The following is a 16,667-nucleotide window of genomic DNA, read 5'->3' on the forward strand; positions in this document are numbered from 1 at the left end:
ATGCCAAGTGTAGCGACGCAGCCGGGCGGGACGCCATGGTTGAACATCGTCGGGGTCGGTGCGGACGGTCTGTCCGGACTGGCGCCGGAGGCCCGCGCGGCCGTGGCGCAGGCGACCACGGTGATCGGGGGTGCACGGCATCTGGAGATGTTGCCGGAGCAGCCGGGGCAGGAACGTCTGGTGTGGCCCTCGCCGCTGGAGACCGCCCTCGACTGGATCGAGGCGCGGGCGGGGCAGCCGCTGTGCGTGCTCGCCAGCGGCGACCCGTTCTGGTTCGGGGTGGGCGCGACGTTGATGCGGCGTTTCCCGGTGGCGGCCACCCGGGTGTTTCCGGCGCCCTCGGCATTCAGCCTGGCCGCCGCGCGGATGGGCTGGCCGCTACAGGAGACCCGCTGCCTGTCGGTCCACGGGCGCCCGCTGGAAGCGCTGCGCCCTTGGCTGCACGACGGCGCGCGGCTGCTGATCCTGAGCCGCGACGGCGAGACCCCCGGCGAGCTGGCCCATTGGCTCGATGAACTGGGTTTCGGGGCCTCGGCCTTGACGGTCCTGGAGCAGTTGGGCGGGGCCCGGGAGCGCATTGGCGCGACCACGGCGGCGGACTGGGGCGCTCGCGAGGTGGATCCGCTGAACACGATCGCGCTGGAATGTCGCGCCTCCCCGGTGGCCCCGACGGCCCCGGTGATCGCGGCCAGCGCCGGCCGACCGGAGGCGCAGTTCGAACAGGACGGGCAGATCACCAAGCGCGAGGTCCGTGCGGTGACACTGGCTCTGCTGGCGCCCGGGCGCGGCGAGTGCCTGTGGGACATCGGCGCCGGCTCTGGTTCCATCGGCATCGAGTGGATGCTGGCGGATCCGGCCAACCGCGCCCTGGCCATCGAGTCGCGCGCGGAGCGGCTGGAACGCATCGGGCGCAATGCACGCACCCTGGGTGTTCCGGCCCTGCAGTGCATCCCCGGGCGCGCACCGGAGGCGCTGGACGGTCTGGCGACTCCCCACGCGATCTTCATCGGCGGCGGCCTGACCACCCCGGGGCTGGTGGAGTACTGCGTGGAGAGCCTGCGCCCGGGCGGGCGGCTGGTCGCCAACAGCGTGACCGTCGAAGGCGATGCGGTGCTGGCGGCGGCGCGCGAGCGCCATGGCGGCGAGCTGACGCGTATCAGCGTGAGCCGTTCGGAACCGCTGGGCGCGATGTCGGGCTGGAAACCGCTGCGGCCGGTGACCCTGTGGTCCCTGCGTCGGAGTTGAGTGAGGCAATGAACGGGGCGCCCGAGCGGGTGGTACCCGGCGTTGGCTTCGCCTCCGCCTGTACGGCCCGGGAGCTGGAAGGCCTGATCCGCACGGTGCTGGCCGAGGCCCGCGCCGTGCTGGAGGCGGAGTGTGCCGGGGTGATCGAAATCCGGGAGCTGGCGGCGCCGGCGCACAAGAGGGACAGCGGCATGCTGGCGACGGTGGCGCGGGAGCTGGAGCTGGAACTCGTATTTCCGTCTGCGTCTGCGCTGGTGGACTGCGACGAGGAAGTGCTTACGGAGTCGGCGCGGGCGCGTACAACCGCCGGGGTCGGGTCGGTGGCCGAGGCGGCGGCGCTGGCGGCGGCCGGCGAGGGCGCGCGTCTGCTGCTGCCGCGGCGTCTGTCCGCGCGGGCCAGTTGCGCGGTGGCCCGGGTCGATACTCATCACGTATTCAAGGAGTCATTATGACGGTTCATTTTGTCGGGGCGGGCCCGGGCGCGCCGGATCTGCTGACGCTGCGCGGGCGGGATCGTATCGCGGCCTGTCCGGTATGCCTGTACGCGGGATCGCTGGTGCCGGAGGCGGTGCTGGAGCATGCTCCGGAAGGCGCGCACATCGTGAATACCGCGCCGCTGACGCTGGACGCGATCATGGACGAGATTCAGCGCGCCCACGCGGCGGGTCAGGACGTGGCGCGACTGCACTCCGGGGACCTGTCGGTGTACAGCGCGCTGGGCGAGCAGATCCGCCGTCTGGAGGCGGCCGGGATCGATTACACGATTACCCCGGGGGTCCCGGCATTCTCCGCTGCGGCCGCGACCCTGGGGCGCGAGCTGACCGTGCCGGAGGTGGCGCAGTCGGTGGTGCTGACGCGGACGCCGGGGCGGGCCTCGTCGATGCCGGAACGCGAACGGCTGGCGGCCTTCGCTGCGACCGGGGCAACCCTGGCGATCCACCTGTCCCTGCACAATATCGAGGCCGTGGTCGCGGACCTGCGTCCGCACTATGGCTGTGACTGTCCGGTGGCGATCGTCTTCCGTGCCAGCTGGCCGGACGAGAAGGTGGTGCGGGGCTCGCTGGGCAATATCGTGGAGCGGGCAACGCAGCTGACCACGCGGCGCTCGGCGCTGATCCTGGTGGGGCCGGCGCTGGATCCGGGGGATTTCCGCGATAGTGCCCTGTACGACCCGGCGCATGTGCGGCGTTATCGCGGCATGGACAACGACTGATCGTCGGGTACCCAGTCAAGGGCCTGATTAGCACTGAAGCTCTGCAGAGGTCCCTTTCCCCCAGCGCAACCCGCAGCCCTGCAGGAGCGCGCTTGTGCGCGAATGCGGCGCTTGCCGAAGCCCGCCGCCGTGTTCGCGGGCAAGGCCGTTTCGGCATATGAAGCGCGCGGTGGATTCGTGCTAATCAGGATCAGGAAAGGGGCCGCCGGAAACGGGGCGTGCTCTGCCCCGGAAAAGGGGCTCGGGGGACGCCCCGTTTCCGCGTGGTTCAGCGGCGGCGGTAATTGTCGTGGCAGGCGAGGCACTGGTGGCGCACGCTGTTCAGGGCCTTGGTGGCGCGCAGTTGGAAGGCCTCGTCCGCCAGGTCGTCGGCCGTCTCCACCTTCCGCTGCAGCCGTTCGGCGGCCTGGCGGTAGGACGCCTTGTACTCGGCGAAGTCTGGGTCCGCCCAGGCCGCGGGCAGGGCTCCTGGGTCGCCGTCCCGCGCTGGTGTCTCGCGGTCGAACCAGGTTTCGATGTCGGCGGCCCGCCGTGCCAGCTCGTCGGCCAGATCGGGCAGACGCTCGGCGAACGGCGCGTCATAGCGCAGGATCTGCTCGATGCTGCGGTAGGTGGCCGAGGTGCCCCGCATGCTCTGCTGGCGGAAGCGCTGGAAGGCCTCGGTGGCGTCCACGCTGGCCGGGTCGTCCAGGGTTTCTTCGTAGCCTTCGCCCCAGGGGCCCGGCATCGGGACGGTGATCTCTTCGGCGCCCGTGGTCCCCGCCGATGCGAGCAGCAGGGCCAGCGGGAGGCCGGTCGTCAGCGACCGCCGGATGGATTTCGTTCGATTCATGGTGGCTCTCCCTGTTCGCGTCAGCCGTGGCGTGTCAGAAGCGGAACTGGTGCTGCAGGTGCAGTTCCCAGTCCGAGCGGTCGGCGTCGCGGTCCAGCCACATGAGCTGGGTCTTTTGCCGCTGGCCCCGGTGGTACCAGTTGAGCCCGGCGCCCCATTCGCGCTGCCAGCGCTCGTCGCCTTCCAGGTCGTCGCCGGCGTCGTGGCGCAGCACCGCGTGGCGCGCGGCCACCTCCAACCCGTCCACCGGCAGCGACTGCGCGAGTTCGAGCTCGGCACCGAGGTCGTGATAGGACGACGCATGGTTCGGGGAGACGTCGCGGCGGAACGCGGCCAGCGAGAGCGAGGTGTGGCCGAACTTGATCACCGCGTCGGCGGTGGCGGTGACCCAGTCGGCCCGCTGGCGGTCCACCGTATCTTCCAGTCCGCGGCTCCAGTCGCGCAGGTGGTTGCGGTCCGCTGCCTGAAGGCCGGCGCCCAGCGCCACGGTGCGCTCCACGGCGCGGCCGAGGGTAGTGTTGTCGCGCGGGATCTCGCCGACCGGTGCCCAGGCCCCGCGGGCACTGAACAGGTGGCCGGAGGTGGCGGGGCGGTCGTTACGCTGGTCCAGACGGCCACGGCCGTCGAACACCCCGGCGGCCCAGGCCCAGGCTTCGCCGTCACCGCCCAGTAGGGTCACGCCGGTATCGCGCCCGGCGGGGACCTCGAACTGGTTGCCCGGCACGCTGAGTTCGGTAAACAGGCGGTTGGGTCCGCCGATGTCGCGCGGCATTCCGAAGGGTACGGTGAACTGGCCGAGGCGCAGGCCCAGATTGTCGCGGAACGCGTACTGCATCCAGATGTCGCGCATCGAGAGTTCGCCGCTGCTGAAATCCGGCTGCAGGCGAAAGCGAAGATCCGGGTGGAACAGAGTCCCCTGGGTGTCCAGCCAAGCGCGGCGGAAGTCGAACTCGCTAGTGGAACCGTCCGGGGCACGGGCGTAGCTGTAGCGGCCCTGGATCAGCGGATCCAGTGTCACCTGCAGGCCGTCTTCCGCGTCGCCGAACTCGAAGTTGGCCTGAGCCGGAGCGATGCTCGCGGCCGTCATCAGATACAGGGTGGCCAGGACCGGGATGGCATGTCGCCCCGGTCGGAGATGGGTATCGTTCATTGTTGTGGTGCTCCCCTAAGGAAACACATGACCCATGTGCCCGTTCGCGCACATGGGTCATGTGTTTCCCTGGCGCGCGACCCCGCACGCCGTGGATGAAACGACGCCACAGGATGGGCTGGGAGCAGGGGAGGGCCGATCGATGAGCACGCCGGTCCTGGCCCGCCCGGCCGCCCACCGCGGCGTCGGTGTCCTCCAGGCCGGTCTCCGGACTCGCAGAGTGGATGCGCGCTGCATCCAGATGCGGATCGCCTTCCCGCGGGCATCCTGGGGATGCGCCGCAGTGGCATTGGATCCGCCCAACTCCGCCTACCGTTGCGGGGGCAGTGCCGGGCTTGCGAACGAGAGTTCGCGCACCGGCTTCCCGATTATCCCCGGCCAAAACAGGCCGGGGCACCTGAAGTCAAGGCGGACCCTACGGTGCCTCCGTTTGAGGGTCAAGGGCGCGTTGAGGCGGGATGGCGGGGGTATCCTTTGATCTGGATCAACGGAACGCTCGTTTTTGATCGCGTCCGGTTTTCCGCGTCGATAGGGTGGGTTTCATGGGATCTGGACCGAGTCTATATCGGTCCGCCCTGATGTTCCCCTTCAAGGAGACCTGCCATGAAGACACTTTCCGGATTCCGCATGACGGCGATCGCCGCCTGTGCGGCGATCGCGTTCGGGGCCTCGGCGCCTGCGCTGGCCGATACGGACTATTCGCAGTACCGCGACGTATTCGAGCCGCTGCCGGCGCTGCCGCCGATCCCGGCGGACAACTCGATGACGAAAGAGAAGATCGAGCTGGGCAAGATGCTGTTCTTCGAACCGCGCATCTCGAGCTCCGGCGTGATCTCCTGCGCTACTTGCCACAACCCGGCACTGGGCTGGGCGGATCGTATCCCGCGCGCGGTGGGCCACGATGGCCAGGTCGGCGAGCGCAACACCCCGACCGTGCTGAACTCTGGCTTCTTCACGGCGCAGTTCTGGGATGGCCGCGAGGATGACCTGGAAGGCCAGGCGCTGGGCCCGATCCAGGATGCGATCGAGATGGCGATGCCGCTGGAGGACGCAATCGAGCGTCTGGAAGAGTTCAACGAGTACCAGGAGAAGTTCCAGGCCGCCTATCCGGACTATGACGGTGACAACGTGATCAATGCCGATCACGTGGCCCATGCGCTGGCGACCTTCCAGCGCACGCTGAACACCCCGAACTCGCCGCTGGATCGCTGGCTGGTCGGGGACGAGGGCGCGATGAGCGAGCAGCAGATGCGTGGCATGAAGCTGTTCGCGGATAACGGCTGCGTCGCCTGCCACCGTGGCCCGGCACTGACCGACAGCCACTTCCATCGCATCCAGGTGCCGGGCTCGGAAGACGAGGGCCGTTACCTGGTGACCGGGGAGGAGAGTGATCGCTTTGCCTTCAAGACCCCGACCCTACGCAACGTGGCCCTGACCTACCCCTACATGAACAACGGCGAGACCGCGACGCTGGACGAGGCGATCCGCATCATGGGGCAGGAGATGCTGGGCATGGAGTTCAGCGACGATGAAGTCGCGGATCTGGAGGCCTTCATGCACGCCCTGACCGGTGACATGCCGCAGTTCGAGATCCCGGCACTGCCGTAACCGACCGGTCGCCTCTGGCGAGGACGAGCCCCCTCCGGTTTTGGAGGGGGCATTTTTGTGCCGCCTATTCGACGGTGATGGTGATCTTGTCGGAGGTCACTGGCGGGTCGAAGCTGAGGTGGCGGTAGTCCATGAAGAGCAATTGCAGGGTATGGGTGCCCGGTTCCAGTTCGATCTCGCCTTCGGTCTGGCCGCCACCGAAGTGCCGCTTGTGGTCGGAGAAGGGGAGCGAGGCATCCAGGTCGACCTCGTCCAGCGGCTGGTTGACCAGCAGGTGATGATGGCCGGTGTTGTCGGCCTCGACGCCGGCCGGGGCCACGCCCATGCCGCGCAGGCCCATCTGGATCCGCACGGGACTTTCGACGGTGTCGCCATCCTGCGGGCTGATGAAGTACACCTCGGCCCCTTCGGGCGCCGGAACGCGCTCCATGCTGGTCGCGCTGCCAGCGGCCAGGGCGAATCCTCCAGTGACCAGAGCGATGGTCGCGAGGCGGGTGAGCGAAACGGATTTCATCACGACTCCTTCGGGCGATAGGGGCCCGTGTGTTGGCCTGTCTCGAGTATAGCCGGCGGAAACCGGGCTGCCGGGTTATCGCCCTGTAGCGTTCTGCTACCCTAGGCGCCTTTGCTCACTACCCGTAATCGAGTGTCCCGCGCATGAGTTTCCGTACCCGTTTTGCCCCCAGTCCCACCGGTTATCTGCACATTGGTGGTGCCCGTACCGCATTGTTCTCCTGGTTGTACACCCGTCATCACGGCGGCGACTTCGTGCTCCGCATCGAGGACACCGATCTCGAGCGCAGCACTGCGGAGTCGGTGAACGCGATCCTGGAAGGCATGAACTGGCTGGGTCTGACCTACGATCAGGGTCCGTTCTATCAGACCGAGCGCTTCGACCGGTACCGGGAGGTGATCGATCAGCTGATGGCCGCCGGGCATGCCTACCGCTGCTACTGTTCGAAGGAAGAGCTGGACGCGATGCGCGAGGAGCAGAAGGCGCGCAAGGAGAAGCCGCGCTACGACGGTCGCTGCCGCGCCCGTACCGAGCCGCGCGAGGGCGTGGAGCCAGTCATTCGCTTTCGTACGCCGGACGAGGGCGTGACGGTCGTTGACGACATGGTGCGCGGCAAGGTCGCGTTCCAGAATCACGAGCTGGATGACCTCATCATCGCCCGCTCGGATGGCTCGCCGACCTACAACCTGACGGTAGTGGTCGACGACATGGACATGGGCATCACCCACGTGGTGCGCGGCGACGATCACCTGAACAACACGCCGCGCCAGATCAACATCCTCAAGGCGCTGGGTGTGGAGCCGCCGCGCTATGGCCACCTGCCGATGATCATGGGCCCGGATGGTGCCAAGCTGTCCAAGCGCCATGGCGCGGTGTCGGTCATGCAGTACCGCGACGAGGGCTACCTGCCGGAGGCCCTGCTCAACTATCTGGTGCGCCTGGGATGGGCGCATGGCGACCAGGAGATCTTCGGACTGGACGAACTGGTTCGGCTGTTCGATATCAAGGACGTGAACCAGTCCGCCTCCGCCATCAACCCGGACAAGCTCCTGTGGCTGAACCAGCACTACATCAAGACGCTGGACCCGGACCACGTCGCGCTGGAACTGGGCTGGCACCTGGGGCAGCTGGGGATCGATCCCTCCGAAGGGCCGGAACTGCGCGATGTGGTCATCGCGCAGCGCGAACGGGCGCGCACCCTGCGCGAGATGGCCGAGAACAGCGTGTATTTCTATCACGAGTTCGAGGACTACGACGAGAAGGCGGCGCGCAAGCAGCTGACCGCCGAGGCGCAGCCCGTGCTGCAAACCCTGCACGATGGCTTCAGCGCTCTCGGGGCGTGGGAGAAGGAGGCGCTGCACGAGGTGGTGGTGCATACCGGCGAGCGTCTGGAACTCAAGCTCGGCAAGGTGGCGCAGCCCTTGCGTGTGGCCCTTACCGGCGGCACGGTGTCCCCGCCTATCGATGACACGTTGGTGCTCATTGGTCGCGAGCGCGTTCTGGCCCGTATCGACCGTGCGTTGCAGAAAATTTCCGCCGCAGCGGGTTGACACATTTGGGGGTGCTGGCTACAGTACGCGCTCGCCTGACACGGGGCCATAGCTCAGCTGGGAGAGCGCCTGCATGGCATGCAGGAGGTCGGCGGTTCGATCCCGCCTGGCTCCACCACTCAGGGGTACTGCGAGTTCATTAATGCATCGTTTTGGAGTCATATCGCTCTACGTTGGATTGGTGCTGGCAGTGATCGGATTGATCGGCGGATTCGGGCTGATGCTCACCGGGGAACAGACCTGGTCGAAGCCCCTCATCGCGCTGGTACCGGTCGGGTTTTTGCTGGTGTTCAACGGTCTGGTGACGACGCTTCTGCATCGCGCACCAGGTAGCGAGGAAGACCGGCCCAAGGGCCCACCCGAGTAAGACGGAAGTAAGAAGAAGACGTTGCCTCTACGTCCCCATCGTCTAGAGGCCTAGGACACCGCCCTTTCACGGCGGCGACCGGGGTTCGAATCCCCGTGGGGACGCCATATCCCGAAAAGGCCCGAACCGCAAGGTTCGGGCCTTTTCTTTTGTGGTGTTGGGATCACACCGGTAGCGCCCTGGCCGCCGGGCGCTTGTCCCGGCGGCCGATCTCAGGCGAGGCGGGGATCGCGCTGGCGGGGTTCGTCGGGGTGCGGGCGCGGGATGATGCAGTGGTTGATACGCAAGAGTTCGCGTTCGGCCCAGGATTGCACCTGGGGGTCGCTGGCGAATCGGGCGTAATCGAGCAGGGCCTGGCGTTCGATGTTGGGATTGCCCTGTTCGTGGGCGATGCTGCGCGCGCTTTCCAGGTCCTGCCAGCCGTCGTCGGCTTTCCCTTTGCTGGTGGCGAGCAGGGCGACGGCGCGCAACCGGCGGATGGCCGGTTCGAAGGCGAGATCGCCGCGCTTGCGGCAGCCTGTCAGCGCCTCGTCGGCTACTGCCAGACGCTGTTCGGCCGCGATGTCACTGGTCTCCAGGGCGTCCAGCAGGATGAGCTGGAAGATGGTGTTGACGCCATCCATGATGTGGCGCATCGCCTCGACCTGCTGTTCGATGGCCTGGTAGGCATCGGCTTGGCCCTGCCGGGCCAGGGCCCAACTCTCGAGGGTGATGCCGGCGGCGCGCCACAGTGGGTAGTCGTACTCGCGGGCGATGGAGAGCGCGTGGCGCGCTGCGGGCAGCGCGGATTCCGGGTCGCTGGAGTAGAAGCCGAGTACCGAGCGGAAGGCATATACGAAGGCCTCGGTAGGCCGATGGCCGAGTTGGTCTGCCTGTTGGCACGCGGCATCCATTTCGGTCCAGGCGCGCGCGTGATTTCCCAGATGGAGCAACGTCCAGGCCATGAAGCCCCGGGCGCTGATGGCCGGGTTTTCGGTATGGCGCGCCACCAGGGTTGCGTGGTCGGCGTCGCGATAGAGCTTGACCGCCCGCGTCTGGTGTTCCAGCGCCTCGGCGAAGCGGCCGGTCCAGAAATGGGTGTTGCCCTGGACATAATGGGCCGCGATGCGCAGCAGGCGGTCGCTGGAGCGCTCGGCCAGTTGCTCCATCTCCGCGGCGAGGCGATGAGCCTCCTGGAATCCATGCCAGGAGCCGGCGCCGTGCCACAGGCCCCAGAGGACGCGGAAGTATTGCACCGGGTCCTGTTCCGGGGCGGTGAGGCGCATGGCGCGTTCGAAGATATCGTTGACCGTACGCGAACCGTAGCCCAGCAGGGCCAGGTTGGAGGCCCCCAGGCCACCCAGGGCGCGCAGGGTGTCACGTTCGTGGGTAGCCAGATCGCCGCTCGCGTGGGCCTCTGGGTGACGCTCCAGGCAGTCCAGCGCGTCTTCGAAGTAGTGCGAGGCCTCGGGCAGGATGCCGCGGGCGAAGGCGGCTTCGCCGGCCTGCAGCCAGGCGTTTACGGCCTCCGGATAGCGACCGGCGTGGTAAAGGTGGTTGGCGATGCGACCCCAGTCGGCGGTCTGCATGCCATGCTCGCCGTCTTCCTGCATCAAGTCGGCCAGCTGGCCGTGCAGACGGGTGCGGTCGCTCAGCAGCATCGATTCGTAGGCCGCCTGGCGGAACAGGACGTGGCGGAAGCGATAGCGCACCCCATCCACCATGCCGGCAGGTTCGATGAAGCCCTTCCCGGTCAGGCGCGTCAGCTGGCGGCGGATGGTATCGGCGGGCTGGCCGCGCAGGCGGCTGAGGATTCGGGTGTCGAAGTCGCGCCCGATGACTGCGGCGGAATGCGCCAGTTCGCGGGCACTGCCGAGCTGTTCCAGACGCGCGACCAGGAGATTGGAGAGTCCTGGCGGCAGGGTTTCGGGCAGCTGGCCGGTGCGGGCGGCTTCGAGGGCATAGCGCGTGAGTTCCTCGAGAAAGAGCGGGACGCCCTCGCCACGCTCGACCAGTTGGTGCCGCAGGCCGCTGGAAAGGCGGCCATTCGGGTCCAGACGGTCCACCAGGCCGTGTGCGGCGGCATCGTCCAGGCCGTGGAGGCGGATGTGCTCCAGCGACAGGTCGCGCCAGGAGGAGCGAAAGCTCATGCGGGCCGTCAGGATGGCCATGATCGGTCGGTGATGCAGACGCTGGTACAGGCGTCGCAGGAACTCCGAGGTACCGGAGTCCATCCAGTGCAGGTCGTCGCAGATCAGCAGGGTCGGTCCATGGGCCGACCGTCGGTGGACCAGTTCGACCAGGGTGTCGATGATGCGGTCGCGGTCCAGCCCTTCGTGAGCCAGGCTCTCGGGGCCGTCGGCCTCCGGGTGGGTTAGCCAATGGGCGAGGCGTGGTGCGAGTTTGGGGGGTGTGCCCGCGATCTTGAGGGCGCCTTCGAGGCGCCGCTGGCGGGCTTCGCGCAGGCTATCCTGACCCATCCAGGTGGCAAAGGCCTGACGTACAGGCGCCAGGAGCTGCCGAGTGCGATCCTCGCGGCACTTGAGCAGGTAGCGTGAGCGAGCCTGCCCGCGGACTTGCTGGTCGAGCCCCCGGGCAAGCCGGCTCTTGCCCAGCCCTGCCTCACCCTGGACCAGCACGAAGCGGACCTCGCTGGTTTCCAGGACCTGGTCCCAGTGCCCCCGAAGCTGTTGCAGTTCCTGGCTGCGCCCGGTGAGGGGCGTGAGGTCGCGCAGGCTCTGTGCATCCACCCGGTCCAGCGGGCCGGGGTCGCCGGTGACGCGGTAGGCACCGGTACCGTCGTCGGTCGCGCGGAAGCTGAAGTACCCCGAGACGCGGGCGTAGGTCGGTGCGCTGACGCGCAGGGTCCCGGGATCGGCTTGCTGCGCGCAGTCGTGGACACGGGCGGTGAGCTGGCCCGTCGGATCGGGCAGGTCGGGGTCGGCACCGGTGACGATCAGATCGCTATCCACGGCCAGACGCAGCTTGCAGTCGGCGGGGGCGGTCTCCAGCGCTTGCCAGGCGGCGTGTACGGCGTCGACGGTGGCCTCTTCGCGACCGGCCGGGTAGCCGAAATAAGCCAGCAGGCCGTGTCCCGGGGAGGGCACCACATGGCCGTGATGGCTCAGCAGGACGAAGTCGACGTGCTCCAGGGCGCGGTTCACCTGCTGCTGCTGGATCTCGATGTCGGCTTCCGCGTCGGGCTGGACATGGCAGGCCACGACGGTGACCCGCCGACGTTCCGGGCGCAGGATGGCCGGTTCGGCCTCCTCGGTCTTGGCGCGCTGGCTAGTGGCCTCGGCCCGCTCGGCGCCAAGGATTTCCTCGCGCGTGCGTGCCAGCAGTTCGCCGGGCGCCTTGCCGGCCTCGGCCTCGAGATGGGCATAGTGATCGAGCGCCCGCTTCGGGTGGCCGCTGGCTGCGAGGGCCTTCATCAGGAGGTGGTGCAGGGTCTCGTCGTGTGGCTCCATCGCCAGCAGGCGGTGGAGCTCGGCGAGCAGGGGTTCGCCTTCGTTGGGTTTGGCCAGTGCGACGAGGTTGTGGGTGATGAAGACGAGCAGATTTTGCCAGTGATGGTCACGCTGGGCCTGGGCCCAGGCGGACAGTTCCGGAAGATCCTGCAGGGCGCGCAGTCCCTCGAGGAAGTGCCCGCGGTAGTCGCAGACGATTGCGAGGTTCGGATGGGTGGCCGTGGCTGCGCGGCTTTCGGCAGTGCGTCGCTCGGCGGTGCGCCGCTCGGCGCGGGCACGCTCGGCAGACGCGGCGGTCGTCTCGCGGCTCTCGGCAGTGCGTCGCTCGGCGCGCGCGCGATTCAGGGTGAGGAAGTCGATGCGCGATTCCGGTTGGGGCTGGAAACGCACGTAGCGGGGTGTAGTGTCGAGCAGGGGTGGGTCGCCGGCAGGGAGTTGGCGCCGTAGCTGAAACAGCCCCTGACGCAGGTTGACCCGGGCGCTGTCGGCGTCCAGATCCGGCCAGAACATGCGGGCCAGTTCCTCGCGCGGGATGCGCCGAGGGCTCTCGGCGGCCACATAGGTGAGGAGCAGCCCGAGCTTCGTCCCGGACAGGGCGGGTATGTCACGGTCCTCCACGCGTACACCAACGGTGCCGAAGGTCGTGATTTCCATATGCGCCAAAGAGGCCTCCCCTTGTCTTGCTCGGCAGTCGTTCGCTGCCATTTGTGACCCGGTCAAATGACCCGGTGACCGTGCCTTCGGCGCGGTCCCGGGGCCGACCGAATGTCCGCCCGACTCGATTGTAACGGCATTCCGCGGTTGGGGTTAGTCGATGCGTATGGTCGCGTAGCCCTGGTGCTCGTAACCCATGATCGACAGGAACGTATTGCCGACCATGTGGATGCCGGGTAATAGGTCGTCTTGTTCGAGCTCGAAGCGCCGCGTGGCGATGTTGCACGCCTCCATGTGGATGCCATCCAGCTCCAGCAGGCCCTCCAGGCGCTCGTGGATATGGCGCACCGCAGAGACGTCCTCGAGCTCCAGGTGATCGGTGGAGCGGGCGATCAGGCCGGCCGCCCCGCCACGGAAGGCGAAGACCATTTCCGGCTCCAGGCCCTGGCGCTGCATGTCGTCATAGGTCTCGCGGATCACGCTGAGGCGGGCAATCAGGCGTTCCGGTTCGGCAATGGTGATGTCCCAGAGGATGCGTCCGGTGTCCATGCCGGCGATGGCGCGCTGGTCGCCGGGCTTGTCAGCGAGCGCCAGGCCGGGGATCAGCAGGGTGCACACCAGGAAGGAGGCGAGAAGGCGTTGCATGGCGTTCGTCCCTTTTGCGAATGTCCTGTCTCAAGGGTAGCAGGCCAGAGCAACACTGCATGAATGGCACGCATCGGTGTTTGCCCCGGTTCTGCGATGCAGGGTTCCGGGTGCGAACGTCAGGGTGGGTAATGAAAGGCCGGATCGGGAAAGCGGTCCGGCCTTTACATGCTGCTCAGTGGCCGTGGTGGCCCTTGTGCAGGTACTCCACGCCGTCGAGGCTCTGGATCTCGATTTCTCGGACCGGGGTAAAGCGCGAGGCGCCCGGGCCCGTGATTTCCTCGGTGACACGGATGCGGAAGGGGGCCACGCAGTTCAGCAACTGGCCAACAAAGCGCTTGCCGTCGTGGGTTACACGCACGGGACTGGTCTCGTCGTAGCGGCTGAAGTTGTAGCTGACATTCTTCGGGTAGTACAGATTCTGTTCGGAAAAGGTCATGGTTGGGCCTGTCTGGGTCAGTGGTTTTTTACGGCCTCGAAGGCCTCGAGTGCGGCCTGGCGGCTGGCTTTCAGGTCCACGATCGGGGCCGGATAGCCGCGCGCACCGCCGGCGCCTGGCGCGTGAATATACCGCGTTTCGACATCCTTGAGCACGGGCACGAAGCGGCGCACGAAGGTGCCGTCGGGGTCGTGGCGTTCGCCCTGGGTTTGCGGGTTGAAGACGCGGAAGTAGGGTGCGGCATCGGCACCGCAGCCGCCGGCCCATTGCCAGCCCAGGGTGTTGGCGGCGAGATCGGCGTCCACCAGGGCGTCCCAGAACCAGTGGGCCCCGTGCTGCCAGTGCAGGCGCAGGTTCTTGGTCAGGAAGGATGCGACCACCATGCGCAGGCGGTTGTGCATCCAGCCGGTCTCCCACAACTGCTGCATCGCGGCGTCGATGATCGGAATCCCGGTCTCGCCGCGCTGCCAGGCCCGCAGGTCGCGATCGGCTTGGCGCCAGGGGAAGGCCTCGAAGCGTGGGTTGAGCGGTTGCTCCGGGGTGTGCGGGAAGTGGTAGAGGACGTGATGGGCGAAGTCGCGCCAGCCGAGTTCGCGCACGAAGGCCTCGGGGCCGCCGCTGTCCGGGTGCAGGCCGGCCTGGCGCAGGGCGCGCAGGATCTGGCGCGGCGAGATCTCGCCGAAGTGCAGATGCGGCGACAGGCGCGAGGTCCCGTCCTGATCCGGGCGGTCGCGGCCCTCGGCGTAGGCGCGCACGGCGTTGTCGAGGAATGCTTCCAGGCGCTCCCGGGCCGTGGCCTCGCCCGGGGTCCAGGTGGCGCGCAGGCCGCCGGCCCAGTCGATCGCGGGCAGGAGCCCCAGCTGTTCGGGATTGAGCGAGTCGGGCCAGGCCTCGGGTCGCGGGAGCTCGGAGGGTGCGGGCAGCGGGTCGCGGTCGATGCCGCGTTGCAGGCAGGCCTTCCAGAACGGGCTGAAGACCTTGTAGGGGCGGCCCTGGCCGGTCGCGACCTCCCAGGGCTCGATCAGCAGGTGGGCATTGAAGCTGTGTACTTCGATGCCGTCGGCGCGCAGCCCGGCCTTGATGTCCGGATCGCGCAGGACGATGGCGGGATCGTACAGCCGGTTCCAGTAGACGGCGGTGGCGCCGGTCTCGCGGATCAGGGCCCGCAGGGTGTCGAGGCTGGCACCGGCGCGCAGGATCAGGCGCGAGCCCTGCGCACGCAGGTCGTGGTCCAGCGCGTTGATGCTGTGGTGCAGCCACCAGTTGGATGCGGCACCTGGCTGCCATGGGGCCTCTTCCTCCGGGGCATGGATGAACACCGGGATCACCGGGCCGCCGCGTTCGCAGGCGGCCTGCAGCGCGGGCTGGTCGGCCAGGCGCAGGTCGCGGCGCAGCCAGACGAGGGTGGGGCCGGGGCTTTGCATCAGATGCGGTCTCCCTGGGCGAGAGTCTTGCGGAGTTCTCCGGCCCGGTCGCGGATGGCTTGCAGGCGGTCGGGGTCCATCTTTTCGACGTGTTTCCACTGCAGCGCGGTGCGCGGGTGGCGGGCGAAGCGGTCGCGGTGGCGGTCGAGGAAGTCCCAGTACAGGGTGGTGAACGGACAGGCCTTGTCGCCCAGGGCCTCGGCCGGGTCGAACGGGCAGTGCGCGCAGTAGTTGCTCATGCGCTGGATGTAGCGCCCGGTGGCCACGTAGGGCTTGGAGGCCATGCGGCCATCGTCGGCGTATTGCGACATGCCGACCACGTTGGGGAGCTCCACCCATTCCACGGCATCGACGTAGATGCCCAGGTACCAGGCATGAATCGCGGCAGGCCGCACGCCAAGCAGCTGGGCGAACAAACCGGTGACCATTAGCCGCTGGATGTGGTGGGCGTAGCCCAGTTGCAGGGTCTGGCCGACGGTCTGGTGCAGGCACTGCATGGAGGTGTCGGCGTCCCAGTAGAGGGCGGGGAGCGGCTGCTCGGCCTCCAGCGCGTTCCACTCGTGCCAGGCCTCGCCAAAATGGAAGTACAGCCCGCGCACGTATTCGCGCCAGCCGAGAATCTGGCGGATGAAGCCCTCGACCGCGGCCAGCGGGGCATGGCCATCGCGCCAGGCCTGTTCCGCGGCGTCGATCACCGTGCGTGGATGGATCAGGTGCAGGTTGAGGGCGGTGGACAGGCGGGCGTGGTAGAGCCACGGTTGGTCAGTCCACATCGCGTCCTGATAGGTGCCGAAGGCGGGCAGGCGGTGCTGGATGAAGTCGTCCAGCGCCTGTTGTGCCTGCTGCGCGGTGACGGGCCAGTCGAAGCCGTCGGCCTGGCCCGGCAGGTCCGGGAGATGCCGGGCGATGTCGTCCAGGCACTCGCGGGTGAGCGCGTCCGGCGGAAAGGACAGGGGTGGTGGCAGCAGGCCGGGGCCGTCACGCCCGAAATGCCCGCGGTTGTCGGCGTCGAAATTCCACTGTCCACCGGCGGGCTCGTCGCCGTTCATCAGCACGCCCAGGGCTGTGCGCTGCTTGCGGTAGAAGTACTCCATGCGCAATTGCCTGCGGCCCTTGGCCCATTTGCGAAAAGCGTCCAGCGGGACCAGGAAGTGCGGATCATCCAGGACCTCGAGCGGGATCGCCTGGTCGGCACAGGCGGACTGCAGCTGGCGCAGCACGCGGTGTTCGCCCGGCTGCAATACGCGCACGTTTTGCGGTTGGAGGTGTTCGAGGTCGGCGCGCAGGGCGTCGTTCAGGGTCTGCTCGGGGCGTTCGCCGAGGTGGCGGTAATGGACGGAAAAACCATCATCCCGGCGCTCCCTGGCGAAGTGGCGCATCGCCGACAGGAACAGCGCGGTCCGCGCGATATGCGACAGGGCATGTCGGGATTCTTCGGCCACCTCGGCCATCCAGAGGTGATCCTGCGTCGGGTCCAGTCCCTGCAGACCGGGGTGGTCCGGGGCCAGCTGGTCGCCGAGCACGACCAGAAGGGTGCGCACGGCCACGGGCAAGGCGGAATCGGGCACGGGGCCGGC

General features: G+C 67.8%; 14 protein-coding genes, 2 tRNA genes and 1 riboswitch. Of the genes, 8 read left to right on the forward strand and 8 right to left on the reverse strand.

The genetic code is table 11. From position 1 onward, the window contains the following. Genes TVD_RS04750 through cobM form a run of 3 tightly spaced genes read left to right on the forward strand, consistent with a single transcriptional unit; the run spans position 1 to position 2,458 of the window. On the forward strand, positions 1-1,245 hold the full coding sequence (locus TVD_RS04750) for a bifunctional cobalt-precorrin-7 (C(5))-methyltransferase/cobalt-precorrin-6B (C(15))-methyltransferase (protein ID WP_047251906.1): 1,245 nt from the start codon (positions 1-3) through the stop codon (positions 1,243-1,245). Between the two features lie 8 nt (positions 1,246-1,253). After that, complete coding sequence (locus tag TVD_RS04755) at positions 1,254-1,697, forward strand: cobalamin biosynthesis protein (protein WP_047250943.1); 444 nt, start codon at positions 1,254-1,256, stop codon at positions 1,695-1,697. After that, on the forward strand, positions 1,694-2,458 hold the full coding sequence (gene cobM, locus TVD_RS04760; protein WP_047250944.1) for a precorrin-4 C(11)-methyltransferase: 765 nt from the start codon (positions 1,694-1,696) through the stop codon (positions 2,456-2,458). Before TVD_RS04755 ends, cobM begins: the two co-directional genes overlap by 4 nt. A 268-nt stretch (positions 2,459-2,726) precedes the next feature. On the opposite strand, the gene TVD_RS04765 is transcribed toward cobM, so the two are convergent. Then, on the reverse strand, positions 2,727-3,290 hold the full coding sequence (locus TVD_RS04765) for a cytochrome c (protein WP_018169486.1): 564 nt from the start codon (positions 3,288-3,290) through the stop codon (positions 2,727-2,729). Between the two features lie 34 nt (positions 3,291-3,324). Continuing rightward, positions 3,325-4,440 (reverse strand): porin, encoded by a 1,116-nt coding sequence (locus tag TVD_RS04770; RefSeq protein ID WP_019563148.1) that lies wholly within the window; start codon positions 4,438-4,440, stop codon positions 3,325-3,327. A 181-nt stretch (positions 4,441-4,621) separates the two neighbouring features. Then, a riboswitch (cobalamin riboswitch) is annotated at positions 4,622-4,856 on the reverse strand. Positions 4,857-5,067: 211 nt separating this feature from the next. Here TVD_RS04770 and TVD_RS04780 point away from each other — a divergent pair. Next, positions 5,068-6,048 (forward strand): cytochrome-c peroxidase, encoded by a 981-nt coding sequence (locus TVD_RS04780; RefSeq protein WP_156167563.1) that lies wholly within the window; start codon positions 5,068-5,070, stop codon positions 6,046-6,048. 64 nt (positions 6,049-6,112) lie between these two features. Here TVD_RS04780 and TVD_RS04785 read toward each other — a convergent pair whose 3' ends face one another. Next, entirely contained in the window at positions 6,113-6,562 is a 450-nt protein-coding gene (locus TVD_RS04785; protein WP_047250946.1) for a DUF4399 domain-containing protein, read from the reverse strand. Positions 6,563-6,705: 143 nt separating this feature from the next. On the opposite strand from TVD_RS04785, the gene gltX reads away from it, so the two are divergent. The 4 genes from gltX (at position 6,706) to TVD_RS04805 (ending at position 8,586) form a co-directional block, all read left to right on the forward strand. Next, on the forward strand, positions 6,706-8,112 hold the full coding sequence (gltX, locus tag TVD_RS04790; RefSeq protein ID WP_018938723.1) for a glutamate--tRNA ligase: 1,407 nt from the start codon (positions 6,706-6,708) through the stop codon (positions 8,110-8,112). A gap of 42 nt (positions 8,113-8,154) precedes the next feature. Further along, a tRNA-Ala gene (locus TVD_RS04795) sits at positions 8,155-8,230 on the forward strand. A gap of 24 nt (positions 8,231-8,254) precedes the next feature. Beyond that, entirely contained in the window at positions 8,255-8,479 is a 225-nt protein-coding gene (locus tag TVD_RS04800) for a hypothetical protein (RefSeq protein WP_019568239.1), read from the forward strand. Positions 8,480-8,510: 31 nt separating this feature from the next. Continuing rightward, a tRNA-Glu gene (locus TVD_RS04805) sits at positions 8,511-8,586 on the forward strand. Positions 8,587-8,691: 105 nt separating this feature from the next. On the opposite strand, the gene TVD_RS04810 is transcribed toward TVD_RS04805, so the two are convergent. From TVD_RS04810 to TVD_RS04830, 5 genes are all read right to left on the reverse strand, one after another. Next, positions 8,692-12,582 carry an ATP-binding protein gene (locus TVD_RS04810; protein ID WP_047250947.1) on the reverse strand — a complete coding sequence of 1,297 codons (3,891 nt, stop codon included), beginning with the start codon at positions 12,580-12,582 and terminating at the stop codon, positions 8,692-8,694. 153 nt (positions 12,583-12,735) lie between these two features. Next, positions 12,736-13,227, reverse strand: a complete 492-nt coding sequence (locus tag TVD_RS04815; protein ID WP_047250948.1) for a DsrE family protein — start codon at positions 13,225-13,227, stop codon at positions 12,736-12,738. A gap of 175 nt (positions 13,228-13,402) precedes the next feature. Continuing rightward, positions 13,403-13,666: a hypothetical protein gene (locus TVD_RS04820; protein WP_018938726.1), complete on the reverse strand. Its 264-nt coding sequence runs from the start codon at positions 13,664-13,666 to the stop codon at positions 13,403-13,405. Between the two features lie 17 nt (positions 13,667-13,683). Continuing rightward, complete coding sequence (locus TVD_RS04825; protein ID WP_047250949.1) at positions 13,684-15,090, reverse strand: cryptochrome/photolyase family protein; 1,407 nt, start codon at positions 15,088-15,090, stop codon at positions 13,684-13,686. Then, entirely contained in the window at positions 15,090-16,643 is a 1,554-nt protein-coding gene (locus tag TVD_RS04830; protein ID WP_047250950.1) for a cryptochrome/photolyase family protein, read from the reverse strand. The genes TVD_RS04825 and TVD_RS04830 overlap by 1 nt, the downstream gene beginning before the upstream one ends. Positions 16,644-16,667: the final 24 nt, after the last annotated feature.

The organism is Thioalkalivibrio versutus, assembly GCF_001020955.1.
Lineage (GTDB): Bacteria > Pseudomonadota > Gammaproteobacteria > Ectothiorhodospirales > Ectothiorhodospiraceae > Thioalkalivibrio > Thioalkalivibrio versutus.

Coding starts and splice junctions, on each gene's coding strand:
- TVD_RS04780 (WP_156167563.1), top strand. CDS start 5,068: ATGACGGCGATCGCCGCCTGTGCGGCGATCGCGTTCGGGGCCTCGGCG.
- TVD_RS04820 (WP_018938726.1), bottom strand. CDS start 13,666: ATGACCTTTTCCGAACAGAATCTGTACTACCCGAAGAATGTCAGCTAC.
- TVD_RS04810 (WP_047250947.1), bottom strand. CDS start 12,582: ATGGAAATCACGACCTTCGGCACCGTTGGTGTACGCGTGGAGGACCGT.
- gltX (WP_018938723.1), top strand. CDS start 6,706: ATGAGTTTCCGTACCCGTTTTGCCCCCAGTCCCACCGGTTATCTGCAC.
- TVD_RS04765 (WP_018169486.1), bottom strand. CDS start 3,290: ATGAATCGAACGAAATCCATCCGGCGGTCGCTGACGACCGGCCTCCCG.
- TVD_RS04825 (WP_047250949.1), bottom strand. CDS start 15,090: ATGCAAAGCCCCGGCCCCACCCTCGTCTGGCTGCGCCGCGACCTGCGC.
- TVD_RS04750 (WP_047251906.1), top strand. CDS start 1: ATGCCAAGTGTAGCGACGCAGCCGGGCGGGACGCCATGGTTGAACATC.
- TVD_RS04755 (WP_047250943.1), top strand. CDS start 1,254: ATGAACGGGGCGCCCGAGCGGGTGGTACCCGGCGTTGGCTTCGCCTCC.
- TVD_RS04770 (WP_019563148.1), bottom strand. CDS start 4,440: ATGAACGATACCCATCTCCGACCGGGGCGACATGCCATCCCGGTCCTG.
- TVD_RS04800 (WP_019568239.1), top strand. CDS start 8,255: ATGCATCGTTTTGGAGTCATATCGCTCTACGTTGGATTGGTGCTGGCA.
- TVD_RS04785 (WP_047250946.1), bottom strand. CDS start 6,562: ATGAAATCCGTTTCGCTCACCCGCCTCGCGACCATCGCTCTGGTCACT.
- TVD_RS04815 (WP_047250948.1), bottom strand. CDS start 13,227: ATGCAACGCCTTCTCGCCTCCTTCCTGGTGTGCACCCTGCTGATCCCC.
- cobM (WP_047250944.1), top strand. CDS start 1,694: ATGACGGTTCATTTTGTCGGGGCGGGCCCGGGCGCGCCGGATCTGCTG.